This is a genomic window from Solimonas sp. K1W22B-7 (assembly GCF_003428335.1).
In the GTDB taxonomy this organism is placed as follows: Bacteria; Pseudomonadota; Gammaproteobacteria; order Nevskiales; family Nevskiaceae; genus Solimonas_A.
This window is the reverse complement of record NZ_CP031704.1, coordinates 3,545,903-3,565,868: the sequence shown is the minus strand read 5'-3', so window position 1 is coordinate 3,565,868 and position 19,966 is coordinate 3,545,903. Positions and strand designations below refer to the sequence as shown.

Annotated in this window: 18 protein-coding genes; 13 read left to right on the top strand and 5 right to left on the bottom strand. The window is 66.2% G+C overall.

All coding sequences use genetic code 11. The features are described from left to right. Positions 1 to 36 precede the first annotated feature (36 nt). Positions 37 to 435 carry a hypothetical protein gene (locus D0B54_RS16010; protein ID WP_117292274.1) on the top strand — a complete coding sequence of 133 codons (399 nt, stop codon included), beginning with the start codon at positions 37 to 39 and terminating at the stop codon, positions 433 to 435. A gap of 185 nt (positions 436 to 620) precedes the next feature. On the opposite strand, the gene D0B54_RS16005 is transcribed toward D0B54_RS16010, so the two are convergent. The 3 genes from D0B54_RS16005 to D0B54_RS15995 are packed head-to-tail and all read right to left on the bottom strand — an operon-like array spanning position 621 to position 2,166. Further along, entirely contained in the window at positions 621 to 800 is a 180-nt protein-coding gene (locus D0B54_RS16005; RefSeq protein WP_117292273.1) for a rubredoxin, read from the bottom strand. Then, positions 797 to 973, bottom strand: a complete 177-nt coding sequence (locus D0B54_RS24860) for a rubredoxin (protein WP_117292272.1) — start codon at positions 971 to 973, stop codon at positions 797 to 799. The genes D0B54_RS16005 and D0B54_RS24860 overlap by 4 nt, the downstream gene beginning before the upstream one ends. A gap of 2 nt (positions 974 to 975) precedes the next feature. Further along, a complete protein-coding gene (locus D0B54_RS15995; protein WP_117292271.1) occupies positions 976 to 2,166 on the bottom strand; it encodes an alkane 1-monooxygenase in 1,191 nt (396 codons plus the stop codon). A gap of 107 nt (positions 2,167 to 2,273) precedes the next feature. On the opposite strand from D0B54_RS15995, the gene D0B54_RS15990 reads away from it, so the two are divergent. Continuing rightward, positions 2,274 to 3,299: an AraC family transcriptional regulator gene (locus D0B54_RS15990; RefSeq protein WP_117292270.1), complete on the top strand. Its 1,026-nt coding sequence runs from the start codon at positions 2,274 to 2,276 to the stop codon at positions 3,297 to 3,299. 285 nt (positions 3,300 to 3,584) lie between these two features. Here the strand turns inward: D0B54_RS15990 and D0B54_RS15985 are convergent, their stop codons facing one another. Then, the gene (locus tag D0B54_RS15985; RefSeq protein ID WP_117292269.1) at positions 3,585 to 4,658 is read right to left on the bottom strand and encodes an AraC family transcriptional regulator; all 1,074 of its coding nucleotides are present in this window, start codon (positions 4,656 to 4,658) and stop codon (positions 3,585 to 3,587) included. Positions 4,659 to 4,905: 247 nt separating this feature from the next. On the opposite strand from D0B54_RS15985, the gene D0B54_RS15980 reads away from it, so the two are divergent. The 6 genes from D0B54_RS15980 to D0B54_RS15955 all read left to right on the top strand — a co-directional run bounded on the left by D0B54_RS15980 (position 4,906) and on the right by D0B54_RS15955 (position 14,239). Beyond that, complete coding sequence (locus D0B54_RS15980; RefSeq protein ID WP_117292268.1) at positions 4,906 to 6,246, top strand: 3-oxoacyl-ACP reductase; 1,341 nt, start codon at positions 4,906 to 4,908, stop codon at positions 6,244 to 6,246. Between the two features lie 213 nt (positions 6,247 to 6,459). Then, entirely contained in the window at positions 6,460 to 7,398 is a 939-nt protein-coding gene (locus D0B54_RS15975) for a DegV family protein (RefSeq protein ID WP_117292267.1), read from the top strand. A gap of 145 nt (positions 7,399 to 7,543) precedes the next feature. After that, positions 7,544 to 8,851 (top strand): acetyl-CoA C-acyltransferase FadI, encoded by a 1,308-nt coding sequence (gene fadI, locus D0B54_RS15970; protein WP_117292266.1) that lies wholly within the window; start codon positions 7,544 to 7,546, stop codon positions 8,849 to 8,851. A 155-nt stretch (positions 8,852 to 9,006) separates the two neighbouring features. Further along, positions 9,007 to 11,187, top strand: a complete 2,181-nt coding sequence (fadJ, locus tag D0B54_RS15965) for a fatty acid oxidation complex subunit alpha FadJ (protein ID WP_117292265.1) — start codon at positions 9,007 to 9,009, stop codon at positions 11,185 to 11,187. 237 nt (positions 11,188 to 11,424) lie between these two features. Continuing rightward, positions 11,425 to 13,071: an isovaleryl-CoA dehydrogenase gene (locus D0B54_RS15960; protein ID WP_117292264.1), complete on the top strand. Its 1,647-nt coding sequence runs from the start codon at positions 11,425 to 11,427 to the stop codon at positions 13,069 to 13,071. Positions 13,072 to 13,105: 34 nt separating this feature from the next. After that, on the top strand, positions 13,106 to 14,239 hold the full coding sequence (locus tag D0B54_RS15955; protein WP_162932471.1) for an abortive infection family protein: 1,134 nt from the start codon (positions 13,106 to 13,108) through the stop codon (positions 14,237 to 14,239). A gap of 96 nt (positions 14,240 to 14,335) precedes the next feature. Here D0B54_RS15955 and D0B54_RS15950 read toward each other — a convergent pair whose 3' ends face one another. Beyond that, positions 14,336 to 15,493: a zinc-binding dehydrogenase gene (locus D0B54_RS15950; protein WP_117292263.1), complete on the bottom strand. Its 1,158-nt coding sequence runs from the start codon at positions 15,491 to 15,493 to the stop codon at positions 14,336 to 14,338. Between the two features lie 157 nt (positions 15,494 to 15,650). Between D0B54_RS15950 and D0B54_RS15945 the strand changes: the two genes are divergently transcribed. From D0B54_RS15945 to D0B54_RS15925, 5 genes are all read left to right on the top strand, one after another. Beyond that, positions 15,651 to 16,265: a DUF1801 domain-containing protein gene (locus D0B54_RS15945; RefSeq protein ID WP_117292262.1), complete on the top strand. Its 615-nt coding sequence runs from the start codon at positions 15,651 to 15,653 to the stop codon at positions 16,263 to 16,265. Positions 16,266 to 16,951: 686 nt separating this feature from the next. Beyond that, positions 16,952 to 17,788 (top strand): hypothetical protein, encoded by an 837-nt coding sequence (locus tag D0B54_RS15940; RefSeq protein ID WP_117292261.1) that lies wholly within the window; start codon positions 16,952 to 16,954, stop codon positions 17,786 to 17,788. A 156-nt stretch (positions 17,789 to 17,944) separates the two neighbouring features. Next, complete coding sequence (locus D0B54_RS15935) at positions 17,945 to 18,886, top strand: hypothetical protein (RefSeq protein ID WP_117292260.1); 942 nt, start codon at positions 17,945 to 17,947, stop codon at positions 18,884 to 18,886. 21 nt (positions 18,887 to 18,907) lie between these two features. Continuing rightward, positions 18,908 to 19,321: a hypothetical protein gene (locus D0B54_RS15930; protein WP_117292259.1), complete on the top strand. Its 414-nt coding sequence runs from the start codon at positions 18,908 to 18,910 to the stop codon at positions 19,319 to 19,321. 98 nt (positions 19,322 to 19,419) lie between these two features. Then, complete coding sequence (locus D0B54_RS15925) at positions 19,420 to 19,719, top strand: hypothetical protein (protein ID WP_117292258.1); 300 nt, start codon at positions 19,420 to 19,422, stop codon at positions 19,717 to 19,719. Positions 19,720 to 19,966: the final 247 nt, after the last annotated feature.

The following is a 19,966-nucleotide window of genomic DNA, read 5'->3' as shown; positions in this document are numbered from 1 at the left end:
CTCTGCTCCATGGACCCCAAGGACTGGAAACCCACCATGGCCTCTCCCGAAATTGCGACCCTGGCGTACCGCGACCTGATGCGCGACATGGCTGGCGAGGTGGCAGAGGCCACCGCCGAGCTGCCTGCCGGCTACGAGCGGCTCTGCGCCGGCCTGGAAAGCTTCTGGGACTCCGTGCGCGAGCGCCGCAGCGAGCTGCGCCACGTGGCGGAGAGCAACGAGGCCCAGGAGCTGTTCGGCCGTATCGGCCGGCCATTCCAGCACCTGCTGTACTCCGAGCTGCTCAACAGTGGCTGCGAAGACCCGGCGCCGCACCTGTCGCCGCTGATCGAGGACGTGCGCAGCATCGCCCACACCGAGCTGCGCAGCGGCCGCCGCGCCCGCCAGAAGCGCCGCCAGCTGCTGGAGCGGGTTGGCGAGCATTGCCGGGCTTGAGAGCTGCCTGAAACGAAAAGGCCCGGTGCATCGCACCGGGCCTTTTCGCTTCTTGAACCCCTCGCCCGCTTGCGGGAGAGGGGCAGGGGAGAGGGTTTCTGTAAATCAAGCATGGGCAGCCCAAGTGTGTTTTTACAGACACCCTCTCCCCCAGCCCCTCTCCCGCAGGCGGGCGAGGGGAGAACTCAAGCCGCCTTCTTCATCACCTCAACCATCTGAAACTCCCCCTTCGCCGCCCCGCAATCCGGGCAGGTCCAGCTCTCCGGCACATCCTCCCAGCGCGTACCCGCGGCGATGCCGTCATCGGGCCAGCCCTGGGCTTCGTCGTAGATCACCCCGCAGGTGACGCAGGTCCAGGTCTTCATGCCGCCGTCTCCTCGGGCACCGCGAAATCCGGCTTCTCCCGCACCGCGCAATCCGGGCAGCACCAGTCCTGCGGCAGCGCGCTGAACGGCGTGCCCGGTGCATACCCATTGTGCGGATCCCCCTTGGCGGCTTCGTAGACATAGCCGCAGCCATTGCACTGGTAGCGTTCCATGATCAGGCTCCTACGCGCTGCGTCTGATAGTCGGCGCCATACTTCGCCAGGATCTTCTCCCTCACCGGCGGGTGGATGTTGGCGCGGGTCACGTCGCCGGCGTAGTGGGCCAGCACGCGCTTGTCCATCATCGAGCGCCACAGCGGCGGGATCATCGCCACCACGATCATGCCGGCGTAGCCCGAGGGCAGCTGCGGTGCCTGTTCGAAGTGGCGCAGGGCCTGGTAGCGGCGCATCGGGTTGGCGTGGTGGTCCGAGTGGCGCTGCAGGTGGTACAGCATCAGGTTGGTCACGGTGTGGTTGCTGTTCCAGGAATGCTCCGGCTTGCAGCGCTCGTAGCGGCCGCTGGCTTCCTTCTGGCGCACCAGGCCGTAGTGCTCCAGGTAGTTCACCACCTCCAGCAGCGAGAAGCCGATGAAGCCCTGGAAGATCAGGAAGGGCAGCACGACAGGGCCCAGCCACACGGCCAGCGCACCGAACAGCAGCACCGTCATGCCCCAGCTCTGCAGGTTGTCGTTGCTCCAGTGCCACACGCTCTTGCCCTGGCGTTCCAGGCGCGCCTTCTCCAGGTGCCAGGACGACTTCAGGCTGCCGATCACGCTGCGCGGCCAGAAGGCATAGAAGCTCTCGCCGAGGCGCGAGCTCGCCGGGTCTTCCGGCGTCGCCACGCGCACGTGGTGGCCGCGGTTGTGCTCGACGTAGAAGTGGCCGTACATCGCCGGCGCCAGCGTGATGCGCGCCAGCCAGCGCTCTAGCGTCTCGCGCTTGTGGCCCAGCTCATGCGCCGTGTTGATGCCGGCGCCGCTGACCAGGCCCACCGAGACCGCCAGGCCCAGGATGTCCAGCAGCGGCAGGCCGCCCTTCACCGCCAGCCAGGCGCCGCCGATGATGCTCAGGTACTGCACCGGGATGAACAGGTAGGTCGCCAGGCGGTAGTAGCGGTCGTTCTCCAGGGCCGCCACGGCCGATTCCGGCGCGTTGTTGCTGTCCTCGCCCACCAGCTTGTCCAGCAGCGGCAGCACGCCGTAGATCACCACCGGCGTCAGCCACCAGAACAGGCCCAGGCCCGTGCCCAGCGCCAGCGCCGCGCTGATCAGCGGCAGTGCCGGCCACAGCACGCCCATCATCCACAGGCCGCGCTTGCCGTCCTTCCAGTTACCCGTGTTGCCCGTATCCAGGGTTTGCGTCGTCATGTCGAATCTCCTCTCCAGAACCGTTTGCCTGGAAGCATCCTGATCCTGGCGAAGCCCCGGAACCTGTCATTTCTTGACATGAACCAGTCATTTCCAGACAGTAGGCCATGGCTGCCTACCCGGAACTGCCGGCACGCTACTACCTGCGCCTCGGCGAGCAGCTGCAGCGCCTGGGCGTGGACCCGCTGCCGCTGCTGCTGCAGGCCGGCCTGCGCCCGCAGCAGCTGCAGCAGCCCGACGCCCTGCTGCGGCTGGAGCAGGTCGAGTCGCTGATCGCCGCGGTCAACGCCGCCGCCGGCCGCAGCGACATCGCCTTCGAGCTGGGCCGCACGCTGCGGCTCGCCACCCACAGCATCGTCGGCTACGGCATCCTCAGCAGCCCGACGCTGGACTACGCGATGCGCCTCACCTCGCGCTTCTTCCGGCTGCTGACGCCGACGCTGCGCATGCGCTACCGCCTCGACGCCGCCGCCGCCGAGATCCGCTTCGAGCCGGTACTGCCGCTGAGCCACGCCGCGCTGCTGTTCCACCTCGAGGTGGTGGCGGTGGCCATGCACATCGTGCTGCGCGAACTGCTGGGCGAGGCCATGCCGCGCTACCAGCTGCAGCTCTCCATTCCCGAACCGCCGCACGCCGCGCGCTATGCCGAGCTGGAAGGCGCGCGCATGCAGTTCGGCTGGCCCGACGGCATCGGCATCCGCATGCTGATGTCGGCCGCGCTGATGGGCCGTGCCCCGGCGCTGGCCGATGCCGCCGCGCTGCAGCTGGCCGAAGACCGCTGCCGCGTCCTGCTGCACGACGCGGTCTCGGAAGGCCGCGTGGCCGACTGGGTGCGCATGATGCTGCGCGAGGCCAGCGGCGGCCTGCCGTCGCTGGAAGACCTGGCGCACACCCTCAACCTGTCCGCCCGCACCCTGGACCGACATCTGCAGCGCGAGGGCAGCGGCTTCCGCGCCCTGCAGCAGGAAATCCTGCGCGAGCGCGCCTGTGCGCTGCTGGAAGCGGGAAGACTGTCGGTGACGCAGATCGCCCTGGAGTTGGGCTATACCGACGCCGCCAATTTCGCGCGTGCCTTCAAGCGCGATACGGGAATGAGTCCGCGTGAATGGCAGAAACAACCCCCACCCCCGTAGGAGCGGCTGTCAGCCGCGACAGGGAGGTGGTCATGGCAGCCAGTCTTCGCGGGAAAGAAAGCGGTCCCTGCAAAGACCGTAGCCTGGTTTGCCGCAGGCAAGCCGGGAGCGCAGCTGGACATGGAAACTGCGGTGCATTCCGGCGACCGCGACCCGGCTTCGCTACGCGAAACCAGGCTACATCACAGCTGCCTTTGTAGGAGCGGCCGGTGGCCGCGACAGGGAGTTGCTCATGGTGACCGGCGTGTCGCGGCCACCGGCCGCTCCTACGAAAGCAATAGCGCCCTAACTGTCTTTCTTCGCCCGCAACTCGCTCGGCGAACACCCGCTCCAGCGCTTGAACGCCCGCGTGAACGACGGCGGATCGCGGTAGCCCAGCATCGTCGCGATCTGCTGGATGTCCAGGTCCGGATTCTCCAGCAAACGCAGCGCGTCGCGGTAGCGCACCTCGTCCAGCAGGCTCTGGAAGCTGGTGCCGCGCGCCTCCAGCTTGCGCTTGAGCGTGCGGCCCGACATGAACAGGCAGCTCGCCACCGTCTCCAGGTCCGGGTAGCCGTCGGCGCTGGGCCGCAGCTCGGCACGCACGCGGCCCAGCAGGTTCTCGGCGCTGGGCGCCGACGTGGCCATCTCGCTTTCGAGCTGCGCCACCGCCTTCTTCACCGCGCTGGGCTCCGCCATCACCAGGCGGCGATCCAGATACTTCGCCGGGATGCGCAGCTGCGTCACCGGCTGGCTGAAGCGCGTCACCGGCAGCCGTTCGCGGAACGCGGCGTGGTAGTCGGGCTCGGGCCATTCGTAGCAGATCACCGCCTCGGTCTGCGGCTCGCCGAGCATGAAACCGATCATGCGCCAGAAGCCCACCATCAGTGACTCGTGCAGGAAATCGCGCAGCGGCCCCACGTTATGGTTGTCGCGCGCCTCCATCACCATCTCGTCGCCCTCCGCGACAAACCGGAGGGCCATGTCCTGCTGGCGCAGGTGGACATAGCGCGCCACCATGTCCAGGGCTTCGCGCAGCGTGCCGCAGCTCATCGCGGCATAGCCGACGTTGCCATGCGCCGCCGGATGCGCACGCAGGCCGAACTCGTAGCCCAGGCCCCGGTTGGACGACAGCTGGAAGGCGCGCAGCACGATGCGGGCCGCGTCGGGCGCGGACACGCGCAGGTCCGGCGTCTCCAGCATCGCCATGGTCACGCGGCTGCCTTCCAGGATGCGGTCAACGCTGACGCCGCCGGTTTCGGCAGCGATCTCCACGACATTGCGCAGGTAGGCTCCAGGCGCGGCGTTGCGGATGCGGGCCCGCTGCCGTTCCTGCTGGCCTTCCTCGGCGCTCCTCGGTGCCGGTTCGGTGAGGCTCATGTTCGTTATGGTGCTTTGCAGATGGCCGCATTCTGACACTTTGGCCCCTCCCGGCAAGGCACCGGCCCGACCGCGGGTCGCCAGGGCGGCGACGCTGGTCGCCGGCTGGCCCGAAATGCCTGAAATGCTAAGCGGCTTGGCACCCGTGACCCTCACGCCCCCTGGGTGAACTCGCCGAAAGTGGCCGGCCGCCAGAAGGCCGCCCCCGTAGCCCGGATGGCGGCCCCAACCCAAGAACAATGAACCGATGTCCGACCTGCTGTCCGCCCTGAGCCGCAACCCCCTGCTTCGCCCGCTGGCGAAGCGCGCCGGCCTGCCTGCGCCGCAACGGCTGTCGCGCAGCGAGGGCCCCTACGAGGAACGCCCGTTCGCCGGGCGCCACGTCGCCTGCGGCGCGATCAATGCCACCGCCGCCGGCGACGCCGCGCAGGCCGCGCTGCACGCCGCCGGCGCCAGCCTCGCCGACGAGCACGGCCCCGCCGACCTCGCGCTGTTCGACGCCAGCGGCATGACCGCGGTGAGCGACCTGAAGGCGCTCTACGAATTCTTCCACCCGCTGGTGCCGCGCCTGTCGGCGAACGCCCGCGTGCTGGTGCTGACCGCGCCGCCGGAGGAAACCGAGGACAGCGGCCTGGCCGCCGCGCGCCGTGCGGTGGAGGGCTTCACCCGCTCGCTGGCCAAGGAGATCGGCAAGCGCGGCGCCACCGCCAACCTGGCCTACGTCGAGGGCGGCGCCGAGAACCGCATCGACGGCCTGCTGCGCTTCCTGCTGTCGCCGCGCTCGGCCTACGTCGATGGCCAGCCCTTCCGCGTTTCCGCGCGCGCGCGCCTCAACGGCAGCATGCCGCTGACGGCGACGCTGCAGGGCAAGCGGGTCCTGGTCACCGGCGCCGCCCAGGGCCTGGGTGCCGCCATCGCCCGGCGCATGGCCGAAGAAGGCGCGCGCCTGGTCTGCCTGGACATCGCCGCCAGCCGGCAGTCGCTGCAGGACGTGGCCGATGCCAGCGGCGGCGAGATCCTGCTGGCCGACGTCAGCGCCGCCGACGCGCCGCAGCGCATCGCCGGACGGCTCGCCGCGCTGGGTGGCGTGGATGTCATCGTCCACAACGCCGGCGTGCTGCGCGACAAGACCCTGGCCAAGATGGACGAGCGCCTCTGGGACCTCAGCCTGGCGGTGAACCTCGAGGCCATCGTGCGCATCGACCGCGAACTGATCGAGGGCGGCCTGCTGCACGACCACGGCCGCCTGATCTGCCTGTCGTCCATCTCCGGCGTCGCCGGCAACGTCGGCCAGACCAACTACTCCGCGACCAAGGCCGGCGTGATCGGCTACGTCGCCTCGCGCGCCCGCCAGCTGGCGCCGCGCGGCATCACCGCCAACGCCGTGGCCCCCGGCCTGATCGAAACGCCGATGATGATGTCCATGCCCTTCGTGTTCCGCGAGATCTCGCGGCGCATGAACTCGCTGTCGCAGAGCGGCGTGCCGCGCGACGTCGCCGAGCTGGTCACCTTCCTCGCCACCCCCGGCGCCTCGGGCGTCAGCGGGCAGACCATCCGCGTCTGCGGGCAGAACCTGATCGGGGCCTGATTGGAACCCCTCTCCCGCTTGCGGGAGAGGGGCAGGGCGAGGGGATGGATCCCCGAGGTAGGGCAACGCATGGAGCAGTTGCCGGGTCGGGCAAGCCCCGTGCGTCGACGATACATTGACAGCGGTCGACACGCCGGAGCGTCCATGCCACGCTAGCGGGAGATTCGCAGCGCGGACCACCGCGCGCGCAGGGGCGGCGGGGGAGCTGGGGGAATGCGGACAGGGATTGTCGTCGACGCGAGCTGCGATCTGCCGCCGCGCTTTCTGGTGGAGCACAACATCCAGGTATTGCCAGGCTCGATCCACATCGGGCCCGACCGGCACAGCGACGCCCGCGAGCCGCACGCCACGCTGGACTTCTACGCCAACCGCATCGGCAAGCGCAGCCTGCAGGCGCGCACCGAGTCCTACCCCGTCGCGCGCATCCGCAACTTCTTCCTCGACATGCTGGTGTCGGACTTCGACCACGTCATCTGCATCCCCATCTGGAAGGAGCGCAGCAGCCTGCACAGCAAGATCACCGAGGCCGCGCTCGGCATCCTGGGCAGCTACCGCGACTATCGCGCCGACACCGGCAGCCGCATTCCCTTCTCGCTGCGCGTACTCGACTCCGGCACCCTGTTCGCCGGCCTCGGCGTGCAGGCCGCCGAGGGCGCCGCGATGGTGAAGGAAGGGCGGCCCTACCTGGAAATCCTGACCTGGCTGGGGGAGATCAGCCGGCACACGGTCTCCTGCATCGTGCCCGAGGACGTCGGCTACGTGCGCGAACGTGCCCGCCAGCGCGGCGAGAACATCGGCTCCCTGCTGCACGTCGCCGCCCAGGCCGTGGGCATCAAGCCCGTGGCCGTCCTGCACGAAGGCCGCATGCGCCTGGTGGCGACGCGCCGCGGCTGGGAGAGCGCCGCCAACTACCTGCTGCGCTGCGTCGCGGAACTGGTAGAGCAGGGCCGCATCAGCAGCCGCCACATCTGCGTCAGCTACGGTGGCGAACCCGAGCGCGTGGAGGAACTGGCCGGCTTCCGCGACCTGCGCCATGCCTGTGACTCCAGCGCCGTGAAGCTGCTGGTCTCCCTCATGAGCGCCAGTGCCGCCGTCAATGTCGGCGTGGGTGCCCTGTCGGTGGCCTACGCCGGCGAAATGCCCTGGAAATAGCGCTCCTTTTCGCGCAGATTTGCTCCCGGGCTTCCATGCTGCACTGCGGAATGGCCCGAAATATCAAGCAGCTTGGCACGAAGCGTTCTCACGCCCAGGCCCTGGCCCGATCAGACTGAGCACCTGAAATTTCCAAAGGATTTCCATGAGTAACGAACGCCTGGACCTCAAGGGTCGCAGCGGCCGGGTGGCCGTCGTGGCCGGCCTGCGCACGCCCTTCGCCCGCATCGGCACCCACTTCCGCGACGTCAACGCCATCGAGCTGGGCGCCATGGTGGTCAACGAACTGCTGGCCCGCAACAACCTGTCGAAGAGCGAGGTGCAGCAGATCGTCTTCGGCATGACCGTGATGATCCCCGAGGCGCCCTTCATCGGCCGCGAGATCGCCATCGCCTGCGGCATGCCCGACGTGGACGCCTATTCCATCACCCGCGCCTGCGCCACCAGCTTCCAGACCGTGGCCAGCGGCGCCGAGAGCATCCTCGCCGGCAGTGCCGAGATCATCGTCGCCGGCGGCACCGACTCCACCTCCAGCGTGCGCATCACCACCACGCCGCGCTTCTCCGCCGTGCTGCGCGACGTCAACTTCGCCAAGACCCCGCGCGACAAGATCAAGTTGCTCGCGCAACTGCGCCCCCGCGACGTGCTGCCCACGCCGCCGGCCATCACCGAGTACTCCACCGGCAAGCTGATGGGCGAGAACGCCGAGCAGATGGCCAGGAAGTGGAACGCCACGCGCGAAGAGCAGGACGACATCGCCCACGCTTCCCACAGCAACGCCGCGAAAGCCTGGGCCGAAGGCAAGATGGAGCGTGAAGTAATGACCGCCTTCGTCGGCAGCGCCGGCAAGCCGGTGCACGAGGACAACCTGGTCCGCAAGAACTCCGACCGCGCCAGCTACGGCAAGCTCAAGCCCGTGTTCGACAGGCAGTACGGCACCGTCACCGCCGGCAACTCCAGCCCGCTCACCGACGGCGCCTGCGCCATGATCCTGATGAGCGAAGCCCGCGCCAAGGCCATGGGCTACAAGCCCCTAGGCTACATCCGCTCCTTCCACTTCGCCGCCAAGACGCCCAAGGACGACATGCTGATGGGCCCGGTCCTGGCCGCCCCGGTAGCGCTGGACCGCGCCGGCGTCTCGCTCAAGGACCTCACCCTGGTGGACATGCACGAAGCCTTCGCCGCGCAGATCGCCTGCAACCTCAAGGGCCTGGCCAGCAAGCAGTACATGCAGGACATGCTCGGCCGCAGCAAGGCCGTGGGCGAGGTGGACCGCGCCAGGCTCAACGTGCTCGGCGGCTCCCTGTCCTACGGCCACCCCTTCGGCGCCACCGGCGCCCGCGTGATCGTGCAGACGCTCAACGAGTTGCAGCGCCGCGGTGGTGGCTTGGCCCTGGCCACGGCCTGCGCGGCGGGTGGCGTGGGTGCGGCGATGGTGCTGGAAAGCGAGTAACCGCAACTGCTTTCCGATGGCATTTTTACAGAACCGTTCACACCGAGTAGCGCCGCGAAGCGTCGCGTATCGAGGTGCGTCACCGTGCCTCGATACGCACGCTTGCGCGGCTACTCGGCATGAACGGGTCATAGGGTTCTTCTAGAGATACCGACATGAGCAAAACCAACACTGTCCGCAAGCCTAGTGCCGACACCGAAGCCAGCGCCTTCACCTTCACCCAGCGCCCCGACGGCGTCGGCCTGATCGACGTGAACGTTCCCGGCGATGCCCAGAACACGCTCAAGGCCGAATTCGCCGAGCAGTTCGACGCCGTGATGGTGCAGGCCAGCGCCGCCCGCGGCCTCAAGGGCCTGGTGATCCGTTCCACCAAGCCCGGCAGCTTCATCGCCGGCGCCGACATCAACATGTTCGACCGCGCCCAGTCCGCGCGTGAAGTCGAAGAGCTGTCGCTCAGCTGTCACAAGGCCCTGCAGCAGCTCGAGGACTTCCCCGTGGCCGTGGTCGCCGCGATCGACGGCGCCTGCCTCGGCGGCGGCCTGGAACTGGCGCTGGCCTGCCACGCCCGCATCTGCACCGACAACAAAGCCACCGTGCTGGGCCTGCCCGAGATGATGCTGGGCCTGCTGCCCGCTGGCGGCGGCACGCAGCGCCTGCCGCGCCTGATCGGCATCGCCGCGTCGCTGGACCTGCTGCTCACCGGCAAGCAGCTGCGCCCCTCGCAGGCGAAGAAGCTCGGCGTGGTGGACGAGGTGGTGCCCGCCGGCGTACTGCTGGAGGCCGCCGTGCGCCGCGCGCTCAAGGGCAAGGCACGTCCGCAGGCGAAGAAGCCGCTGCAGGCCCGCGCCATGAACGCCGCGCTGGAAGAGAACGTCTTCGGCCGCAAGCTGCTGTTCAACCAGGCTCGCAAGCAGACCCTGTCCAAGACCCTGGGCAACTACCCCTCGCCCGAGCGCATCCTCGACGTGGTGGAGACCGGCTATGCCAAGGGCCTCAAGGCCGGCTACGCCGCCGAGGCCAGGGCCTTCGGCGAGCTGGCGATGACGCCGGTATCGCAGCAGTGCCGCAACATCTTCTTCGCCCAGAACGCGCTCAAGAAAGAAAGCTTCGTCGAGGGCAAGAGCGTCACCCCGCGCAAGATCGCCAAGGTCGGCGTGCTCGGTGCCGGCCTCATGGGCAGCGGCATCGCCCTGGTCAGCGCCAACAAGGGCAAGCTCGACGTGCGCCTCAAGGACCGTGATGCCAAGGGCCTGTCCTACGGCTACACCTACCTGCGCAAGTTCTACGACAAGCGCGTCTCGCGCCGCGCCATGAACGCCGCCGAAGCCGCCGCCGAACTGGCCCACGTCACCGGCACCGCCGACTACAGTGGCTTCGGCGATCTCGACATCGTCGTGGAAGCGGTGTTCGAGGACCTCAAGCTCAAGCACCAGATGCTCAAGGACGTGGAGGCCCACTGCCGCCCCGACACCATCTTCGCCTCCAACACCTCCTCCATCCCCATCGGCGACATCGCCCGCGCCGCAAAGCGGCCCGAGAACGTCATCGGCCTGCATTACTTCTCGCCGGTGGAGAAGATGCCGCTGCTGGAGATCATCGCCACGCCGCAGACCGCGCCGGAAGTGATCGCCGCCTCCGCCGAATTCGGCAAGGCCCAGGGCAAGACCGTGATCGTCGTCCGCGACGGCCCCGGTTTCTACACCACCCGCATCCTCGCGCCCTACCTCAACGAAGCCACCCGCATCCTCTCCGAGGGCGTCAGTCCGCATGCCGTGGACAAGGCGATGATGCAGTACGGCTACCCCATCGGCCCCGTCGCGCTGCTGGACGAAGTGGGCATCGACGTCGGCATCAAGGTCGCACCGCTGCTGCAGGCCGCGTTTGGTGAGCGCATGGCCTCACCCGCGGGCTCCGACGCCCTGATCAAGGCCGGCTGTCTTGGCCGCAAGACCGGCAAGGGCTTCTATCTGTACGACGGCCAGAGGAAAGGCGAAAAGCCGGTCAACCCCGAGCTGCACAAGCTGCTGGGCGTCAAGGGCGGCAAGAAGCTGCCCGCCCTGGAGATCGCCGAGCGCTGCACCTACGCCATGGTCAACGAAGCCGCCTACTGCCTGCAGGAAGGCATCCTGTTCGAAGCCATGCACGGCGACATCGGCGCCATCTTCGGCCTCGGCTTCCCCCCGTTCCGCGGCGGCCCCTTCCGCTTCCTCGACAGCGTCGGCCTGCCGCAGGCCGTAGCGCGCCTGGAGCAACTGGCCAAGCAACACGGCCCCCGCTTCGACCCCGCCCCGATCCTGCGCGAGATGGCAAAGAAGGGAACGAAGTTCCACCCCTGAAGCCGAGCATTCTTTCGTGGGAGCGGCTTTAGCCGCGATGGTTTGATGTTTCCACCCACCCATCGCGGCTAAAGCCGCTCCCACCCATCCCGCACACCCCGTAGGAGCGGCCGGTGGCCGCGATCAAGGTCCAATGTGGACACCACCCTGTCGCGGCCACCGACCGCTCCTACGGGGAAACCCCCATTCCTGTCTCTCCGGCGCTATCCTCGCCATAGCCCCGAAGGAGACCCGCCCATGAGCGTCGCAGAACGCTTCCTCACCCACGCCGTCGACAACCAGGCGCCCCTGCTGCGCCACTACAACGCCTACACCACCGACAACGCCCTGCGCGAAGCCGTGCACCGTGAAGGCGGCGGCTGGGCCGAGACCCACCTTGCCGAGTTCGGCGCCGTCACCGGCGGCGAGATGCTGGAGCTGGGCTACACCGCCAACGAGCACAAGCCCCGGCTCAGGAGCTACGACCGCTACGGCAATCGCATCGACGAGGTCGAGTTCCATCCCGCCTACCACCGCGTGATGCAGCTGGGCATGCAGTACGGCGTCCACGCCTACGCCTGGCGCAATGCCGACAAGGCCGGCGCCCAGGTTGCCCGCGCCGCGCTGTCCTACCTGCACTACCAGGCCGAGCAGGGCACCGGCTGCCCGCTCACCATGACCCACTCCGCAGTCCCGGCCATCAACCACTCGCAGGAACTGGCGCGCCTGTGGATGCCGCGCATCACCTCCACCGAGTACGACCCCCGCGTGCTGCCCGCCGGCGAAAAGACCGGCTGCACCATCGGCATGGGCATGACCGAAAAGCAGGGCGGCTCCGACGTGCGCGCCAACACCACCCGCGCCCACCTGCAACCTGACGGCAGCTACGAGATCGTCGGCCACAAGTGGTTCTTCTCCGCCCCCATGTGCGACGCCTGGCTGGTGCTCGCCTACACCGACGCCGGCCTGGGCTGCTTCCTCATGCCCAAGATCAGGCCAGACGGCTCGCGCAACACCATCCGCATCCAGCGCCTCAAGGACAAGCTCGGCGACTGGAGCAATGCCTCGTCAGAAGTGGAATTCCTCGGCGCCTACGCCCAGCGCGTCGGCGACGAGGGCAGGGGCGTCGCCACCATCCTCGAGATGGTCGCGCTCACGCGCCTCGACTGCATGATCGGCTCCTCCGGCCTCATGCGTCAGGCCCTGGTCCAGGCCCAGCACCACGCGAAACACCGCAAGGCCTTCGGCCGCCTGCTGATCGAGCAGCCGCTGATGCAGAACGTGCTCGCCGACCTCGCCCTGGAAACCGAAGCCGCCGTCGCGCTCACGATGCGCATCGCCCGCGCCGTGGACGCCAGCGCCCGCCACCCGGGAGAAGCCGCGCTCGCCCGCCTCGGCACCGCCATCGGCAAGTACTGGATCTGCAAGCGCACCCCCGCCATGGTCAACGAAGCCCAGGAATGCCTCGGCGGCGCCGGCTACGTCGAAGACACCAGCCTGCCACGCCTCTACCGCCAGGCCCCGCTCAACTCCATCTGGGAAGGCAGCGGCAACATCCAGTGCCTCGACGTCCTGCGAGCCCTGAGCAAGGAACCCGAAACCCGCGAAGCCTTCTTCGGAGAGCTATTGGCCGCCAAGGGCGGCCACGCCGACCTCGACCGCGAGATCGGCTGGCTGGAACAGGCCTTCGAGGACCGCACCACCCTGGAACTGCGCTCCCGCATGATCGTGGAGCGCATGGCGCTCGCCCTGCAGGCTTCGGTGCTGCTGCGGGCAGGGAACAACGAAGTGGCCGACAGCTTCTGCCGCTCGCGGCTGGGTGGCGAGCATGGGCTGGCGTTCGGGACGCTTAGCGCGGGAACGCCGCTGGCGGGGTTGTTGCACCGGGCGGGGTTGGGCGAATAGTTTTGTTTTTGGACCAAAAAAGGCATACCCCTACGTGAAATCGCAAATCCGACACCTTGTTGCTCAGGCGCTCTACGTAGTGAAGGCCCACAGCCTTCCTGCTGCCTGCGAGCGATACGGGCTTGAGCCGGGTGAGGAGGGCGAAGCTTTCCAGAGCAAGAATCAGTACGTAATGAGGCGTCTGCAGAAAATTTCAGATGAGAAAGTCTTTCGCATCGCACAAGAAGTCGTTAAGGATTTTCCGAACGATGCTCTGCAGGCAGCGATTGAGAGCTTGGGAAAGAATGGCCGTCTAGTATCAGATATCACCCGTCACAAGCTAGCCGAGACACTTAATAAGTTCTCGCTAGCAGGAAAGCGTGATCTGCTGGAGTTGCTTGGCAAGCATTGGCCAGATGTTCGAAGCAAGGCGTCTGCACGGTCCTTCGAGGGAACATTGGAGGACGACATATGGGGCATTGTTTCGGGTGGCGTTGTAGGGGGCAATCGGCAAGTTCTGGAACTTGTGGGGTTCTTGAGCTGCTCTCAGGCGAAATTATTTCAGTTCCTGGAAGACGTCGTATATCCAATAAGGAGAGATGCATCGGAGCAGGAAAGCATTGTAGAGGAACTGAATCGATCCCTTCGCTATGACGGCTTTCTTCTGAAGCCAACAAGTAGAGTGTCTGGGCACGCTGTGTATCGCGTGGAGGAGGTATCAGCGAATGGCGAGAGGCCGGCGGATGAGCTTATTTCTCAAGCACTCATCTCATTTGATGGGGTTGGCGTAAATGAGGCTTGGAGAAAGGCGCTGGGTCGTAGAGCTGAAGATCCTGAGGGCGCGATTACAGCGGCTAAGACGCTCCTGGAGACTGTATGCAAGCACATTCTGGATGAACTAAATGTAACGTACGGTGAAGCGGATGACTTGCCAAAGCTATATGCGTCCGCAGCAACGCAGTTGAAACTTTCCCCAGACCAGCATTCGGAGAAAGTTTTTAAGACTATCCTTGGAAACTGTCAGTCGGTTGTGGGGAACTTGGCCGGGCTTAGGAATAAGTTGGGTGATTCTCATGGCCAGGGGAAGCGCTATGTGCGGCCCCAGTCTAGGCACGCGGAGCTTGCTGTTAACCTGGCAGGCTCAATGGCAATGTTCCTGGTTTCCACTTTCGAGGCGCGAACAGCGTAGTAACCGTAGGGTGGGCAAACGTCTTCATGTTTGCCCACGCGGACGCGCCGCAACGTGGGCAAAGGAAAGAATATCTTCCCACCCTTGCATCAGGGGCTATGCGACCTTCACCCCACTCCCCGGATCAATCAACACCTTCACATGCTTCTCCGGCCGCGCCAGCGCCGTGAACGCATCATCCACACCGCCCAGCCCCACCGTCCCCGTCACCAGCGGCAGCGGGTCCACCTTGCCCTCGGCGATCATATGCAGGGTGTCGCGGTACTCCAGCGGCGTGTAGCCGATCACGAAGCGCAGGTCGATCTCCTTGTTGATCGCCAGCGCCGGCTCGATCTGGTCGCTCTGCATGCACACGCCGACCACCACCACGCGCGAGAACAGCGGCGCGCCGTCGATCACGGACTGCAGCATGCCGGGCACGCCCACGCATTCGAAGATGATCGGCCGCTTGGGCGCGGCGCCCAGGGCCTCCGCCAGGCGCCAGCTGCGGTGCCAGGCCACCGGCAGCATGCCCAGCTTCTCGCGCGTGCCCACGCCCAGCTCCAGCATCCCGGGCGCGTCGGTGATGAAGCCCGACTTCTTGCTGGCGGTGTACGGTGAGTTCTCGCGCGGGTCCACCACCACGCTGGCGCCGCAGCGGCGCGCCAGTTCGCGGCGGGCAGGGGAGAAGTCGCTGGCCACGATCTTCCTCACGCCCAGCGTGCGCAGCATCAGGATCACCGCCAGCCCCACCGGCCCGCAGCCGATGACGATGGCGGTGTCGGACTTCTTCACCTCGCCGCGGTGCACCGCGTGCAGGCCCACGGCCATCGGCTCGGTCAGTGCCGCGCGCTCGGCGTCCAGGCCGTTGGGCACCGCCACGATCAGCGATTCCTGCACCAGCATGCGCTCGGCATAGGCGCCCGGTGCCTCCTCGCAGAGGCCGATGAGGTCGATCTCCTTCTCGCGCCTTATCAGCGGCACGGCGCAGACCCGTGTGCCTACCGGCAGCTTGCGGCTGCACTTGGGGCCGTACTCCAGGATCTCGGCGCTGAACTCGTGGCCGAAGACGATCTCCTGCGAGCTGCGCATGGGGTTCTTGAAACCGCTGCGCAGCATCAACCCGCCCAGGTGGTCGCAGTGCTGGCGCGCATGCAGGTCCGAGCCGCAGATGCCGCAGCGCAACACCTGCACCAGCACATGGCCCTTGCCAGGCTTCGGCTCCGGGCGGTCGGCGACACGCAACTGCTGGTTCTGGCAGACGACGGCTTTCATGGCGACTCCGGTCGCGGATACGGGACATTTTCGGGTGGGCTACCAATAGTAGGCGCTCCAGGCGAATGTAGCGTGCCCACCACCGGAACTTGCAATGGGTATCGGACGGTCTATTGTTTCCACCCACCCGGGGTAGAAGCTAGCAGGAGTGAACAGCATGGCCGGCCGCAAGCCCATCAAATCGGCGAAACCCGCGAAAGCAACGAAGAAGGCTGCCCCCAGGCGAGCCGCCGCGAAGGCGCCCGCCAAGGCCCCGGCCCGCAAGGCGGCGAAGGCCCCGCCAAAACCCGCCCCAAAGGCCAAACCCGCACGCAAGCCGGCGCCCAAGCCCGCTGCCGCAAAGGCCAAGGCCTCTCCCGCAACGCCGAAGAAGCCCGTCCTGCTCTCCGGCGGCAATCCGCAGATCGCCAAGGGCGACGGCGACGCCCCGGTGCAGGCCTACATCGCCGCCATGCCGGGCTGGAAGCGCGAAGCCGGGCGCCGCCTCGACAAGCTCATCGCCCGCACCGTCCCCACCGTGCGCAAGGCGGTCAAATGGAACTCGCCCTTCTATGGCATGGAAGGCCAGGGCTGGTTCCTCGCCGTGCATTGCTTCACCAGCTACATCAAGGTCGCCTTCTTCCGCGGCAGTTCCCTCACGCCCCAGCCGCCCGTGGAATCCAAGGACCCGAACGCGCGCTACTTCCACATCCACGAGGACAGCGGCTTCGACGAGAAACAGGTAGCCAACTGGATCCGGCAGGCCTCGCAGATTCCGGGCTGGGTTCCGTAGTCTTCCGACTCGTTGCAGAAATACGGAACTCCGTTAGGAGTTCAACCCTGGGTCGCGTAAAATATTCATCATGAGCTGAGGCCACCGCACGTCGAAGACGATCGCAGGCTTGGGTTTCGCCGGGACCGGTTCTGCCACCCGCAACGAAACCCCCACCAGCTCTACGCGCAGCGATAACGATCCGGTCTGTCCGACGTCTGTCAGCGCGTATTCCGCAGTACCTATTCCAGAGTATCGCTGGTCGATTCCGGGTACCCGTTCTTTCACAAGCTAGCTACACCTGCCTGCCGGGCCGCCTCCAGGGCGGACGCATGCTGCCGAAAATCCGCCCACCGGGGTCCGCGGCTCCGGCGTGGTGGAGTTGGCGGCGGCCCGGCGTGGCAGGTTTCGAGATCATCCTTTCACGACTGCTGGGGCATGGTGTGTGAGCCGCCGATGACGATGGTGAAGACGTGGTGAGGCAGGAACCTGATCCGGGTGTCAGGTTGCGATAGGGGTGGGGTGGGTGGATCATCTGATCGTCGCGAGAACCTCTGGCATTTATGTGTGATGCTGCCTTGCTTTGCGAGGCTGCACTTTGTCCAAGGTGTTGGCTTTGGATGCCTTGAGGAGTTTCAACGGACATGTGTCGCCACTAGATTTTGAATATGGCGCCCTGACGACCTGCTCAATCGAGGAGCGAGGTAATGGACAACATACATGCATTTAATGGACGCCTGAGGCTGTTGGCCGAAAAACTGAATGCTGCTGCCGCAGATCGGGTTCGCGAACTCGATATGCAATGCAACAATTCGAAGCACGACTATCTTCGAGCGACCTTTGTGCAAGGCCGGCTGCTGAAGGCATTTAGTGATGCAACGATGAATCGATATCTCTTGGTCGTCGGCAAGGCTATTTCTAACGTTTCCTCGCGCCAAGAGAAGCGGTTGGCGGGGCTCATCGAACAGCATGATACCGCTTGCAATCAGATGATTCGGATTCTGGAGGACCAGAACTCAAGAGAGTCTCAGAGCACGCCTATGGAGGCGGTCCTGCTTCAAATGTATGACACATTGAGAAAGGGCCAGAACGACCGGCTTGATACTCTTGACGTACTGGGAAAGGCGGAGTTTAAGCTCGCGGAACTCAACATGCAGAGGTCGCTGGAGTCCCTCGAAGAAATCTATCGGACCTCTCGTTCGGATACTTTGCTGCAGTTGGTTGGGCAACTTGCTCTGGCTCTGGCTACGGCCGCCGTGCCTGGTGTTGAAGCGGCGATGTCGCTGAAGGGAATTTACGACGCGCTGGCGATCAAATGCAGCAATGTGAAAACTGCTGATGAAGTGCTATCGGGTATCGCGGAATTCAAGAAGAACCTGTTCCACTGGAACGTGCTGATATACATGTCCATACAACGATATGAGGTGGATTTGCAGCCTCCTCCAGATACTTCCCCGCCGGGGATGGAAAAAATTTGGGAGGAGGCGTTCTCTGCTGTCCGGAACGATTTTGATGCCTACATCAAGCGATCGGCGGAAAGTTAGCGGTAGTTCGGCGGGGTTCTCCAGCCCTACGAGTTGGTAGCGACGGCGAAGCTGACATGACCTGATTCAGCCCGCGCAGGGCGGATCATCGATCCGCCTTTCGCGGCAGGCGCATCGACGACTATCCTTCAGCCTCAACCACTCTCAACCGCGCCGATGTCCAACCGCTCCTACCTGATCAACAGCTCCTTCGAAACCAGTTCCCCGGATGAGCGCTTCCGCAGCGAGGAAGAACCGGGCCGGGTCTGGGGCGAAGTAGCCGAGGGCAGCAACCGCCTGCCGATTCCCCGGTTCCTCTGCTTCCGCCAGTCCGACCTGAGGCCGGCGACCTGGAACGGCGACATGCAGCGGCAGCTGCCGTGCACGACGCTGGAACAGGCGGTGCGCAACTTCGAGCAAGCCCGGCCCGTGTACGAGGCCATCGCCGGCGATGCGGGTCTGGCGCGGCCCTACTGGGACCTTGTGCTGGCGCTGCTGCGCCGCCTGCCGTTGCCCTACCTGAGCATGGACCCGGTCGAATGGCTGATCCTGGGCGACGTCGAGGCTGGCGCGGCGAGGCTGGTGCAGGCGTTGGCCGGCGATCTCTCGGCGGTACCGCACATCAAGGCGATGTCGGAGTACGAAGAGGGGGCCAGACCCTATCCCCTGGATGTGCTGTATTCCGTGCCGAGCGGCAAGAGCGACCGGGCCCGTATATGGAACGCCAGCGTGCTGGACGGCGGATTCCAGCCCAACCTCCAGTACGCCACCTGGCAGCTGGGGCCAGGCGCCGCGGAGCCCACGCTCCCGCCGCCGCTGCCGGACAGCCTGTTCGGTGAGATCTACGACATCAACAAGCTGATCAAGGACTGGCTCAGCGCCGCCGCGCCCGACGCCGCAGGCGCCGATCTCGGCCTGTACCTCGACCAGGGCCAGGAGCATCTGCGGGTCACGCTCTATGCGAGGGGTGAGGCGGATGCCCGGCAACTCGTCTCTGACCCGACACTGAAGCAGCGGCTCGGCGAGCTGGCCCACAACCGGCTGCAACCCTGGTGCCGCAAGCATGGCTTCGGCTGGCAGGGATTCCGTTGCGAAGTGCCGGACTGGGCGCGGCGATAGCGGGCGCGGCAGGCAAGCGTCATGAACACGCGCGCGACCTGGATCAGGCCCCTCGATCTGGGCAAGCTCCTCGAGTCCGTGTTGACCCTGCTCGAAGGAAACGCCGTGGTCGTGCTGGAAGGGCATTTGCGTCAGTTCGACTTTCCCGCTCCGCTCCGCTGTTCGCTCCCGGATGGGTTGGGCCCCGAAACGCCGCATGGGGAGGAGCGCATGGCGCTGCGGCTCGCGCCGGGCTCGGCGCTCCTCATTCACCGGGCAATCGTCGAGGATCCCGACTGGGTGCAGAAGATCTCCGGAATGCAGGTGCTCGTTGATGGCCAGCGAGTCTTCCTGGTGGGAGACAATTTCCATGAAGAGTGCATATCGGTCTGGCCGGCCGCGCCCGCCAGCCTGGCTGCGCAACTGGTTGCGCAGGGGGTGGCGGACTTCCTGTGAGCGGGAATCCGCCGTCGTTCCTTCACGCAGCGTTGTTGCGTCGGGCATCGCGACGGAGGACAGTAGGGTCGCCCCCTGCGGACCTGAGGACTGTCTCCATGCGCCTGCTCGCACCGCTGTTGCTGCTCCTCCTCGCCCAGGTCGTCGCCGCGCAGCCGCCCGCGAGCACCACCCCGGTCAAGTGGAACGGCAAGCTCGTCACTGTCGGCGACACCGAGGGCAAGGTCTTGGCCGCCCTGGGCCTGCCCTCGCAACGCGTGGAGGTGGAAGACCCCACCGACCACGCCGTCAGCGACCGCTGGACCTTCACCGACCCGACGGCGATGGAGCGTCCCCTGATCGTCAAGCTGCGCGGCGGCCGCGTGGCAGAGGTCCGCAAGGCCTCACTACCGCAGTAGCGCGTACCTGATCCGGGCGTCAGCCATGTAGGGTGGGCAAACGTCTTTTCCGTTTGCCCACGCGGTCGGCAACAGGCGAAACCCCACCGCGTGGGCAAACATGAAGCTGTTTGCCCACCCTACGAATCTGTTATCCCGATCAAGTTCCGTAGGATGTGGTGAGCGCAGCGAACCGCATCAATCGTGGCGACCACGCCTGATGCGGTTCGCTGCGCTCGCCTAGAGGCGCCTACTTTTGGCACCACAT

Coding starts and splice junctions, on each gene's coding strand:
- D0B54_RS16010 (WP_117292274.1), top strand. CDS start 37: ATGGCCTCTCCCGAAATTGCGACCCTGGCGTACCGCGACCTGATGCGC.
- D0B54_RS16005 (WP_117292273.1), bottom strand. CDS start 800: ATGAAGACCTGGACCTGCGTCACCTGCGGGGTGATCTACGACGAAGCC.
- D0B54_RS24860 (WP_117292272.1), bottom strand. CDS start 973: ATGGAACGCTACCAGTGCAATGGCTGCGGCTATGTCTACGAAGCCGCC.
- D0B54_RS15995 (WP_117292271.1), bottom strand. CDS start 2,166: ATGACGACGCAAACCCTGGATACGGGCAACACGGGTAACTGGAAGGAC.
- D0B54_RS15990 (WP_117292270.1), top strand. CDS start 2,274: ATGGCTGCCTACCCGGAACTGCCGGCACGCTACTACCTGCGCCTCGGC.
- D0B54_RS15985 (WP_117292269.1), bottom strand. CDS start 4,658: ATGAGCCTCACCGAACCGGCACCGAGGAGCGCCGAGGAAGGCCAGCAG.
- D0B54_RS15980 (WP_117292268.1), top strand. CDS start 4,906: ATGTCCGACCTGCTGTCCGCCCTGAGCCGCAACCCCCTGCTTCGCCCG.
- D0B54_RS15975 (WP_117292267.1), top strand. CDS start 6,460: ATGCGGACAGGGATTGTCGTCGACGCGAGCTGCGATCTGCCGCCGCGC.
- fadI (WP_117292266.1), top strand. CDS start 7,544: ATGAGTAACGAACGCCTGGACCTCAAGGGTCGCAGCGGCCGGGTGGCC.
- fadJ (WP_117292265.1), top strand. CDS start 9,007: ATGAGCAAAACCAACACTGTCCGCAAGCCTAGTGCCGACACCGAAGCC.
- D0B54_RS15960 (WP_117292264.1), top strand. CDS start 11,425: ATGAGCGTCGCAGAACGCTTCCTCACCCACGCCGTCGACAACCAGGCG.
- D0B54_RS15950 (WP_117292263.1), bottom strand. CDS start 15,493: ATGAAAGCCGTCGTCTGCCAGAACCAGCAGTTGCGTGTCGCCGACCGC.
- D0B54_RS15945 (WP_117292262.1), top strand. CDS start 15,651: ATGGCCGGCCGCAAGCCCATCAAATCGGCGAAACCCGCGAAAGCAACG.
- D0B54_RS15940 (WP_117292261.1), top strand. CDS start 16,952: ATGGACAACATACATGCATTTAATGGACGCCTGAGGCTGTTGGCCGAA.
- D0B54_RS15935 (WP_117292260.1), top strand. CDS start 17,945: ATGTCCAACCGCTCCTACCTGATCAACAGCTCCTTCGAAACCAGTTCC.
- D0B54_RS15930 (WP_117292259.1), top strand. CDS start 18,908: ATGAACACGCGCGCGACCTGGATCAGGCCCCTCGATCTGGGCAAGCTC.
- D0B54_RS15925 (WP_117292258.1), top strand. CDS start 19,420: ATGCGCCTGCTCGCACCGCTGTTGCTGCTCCTCCTCGCCCAGGTCGTC.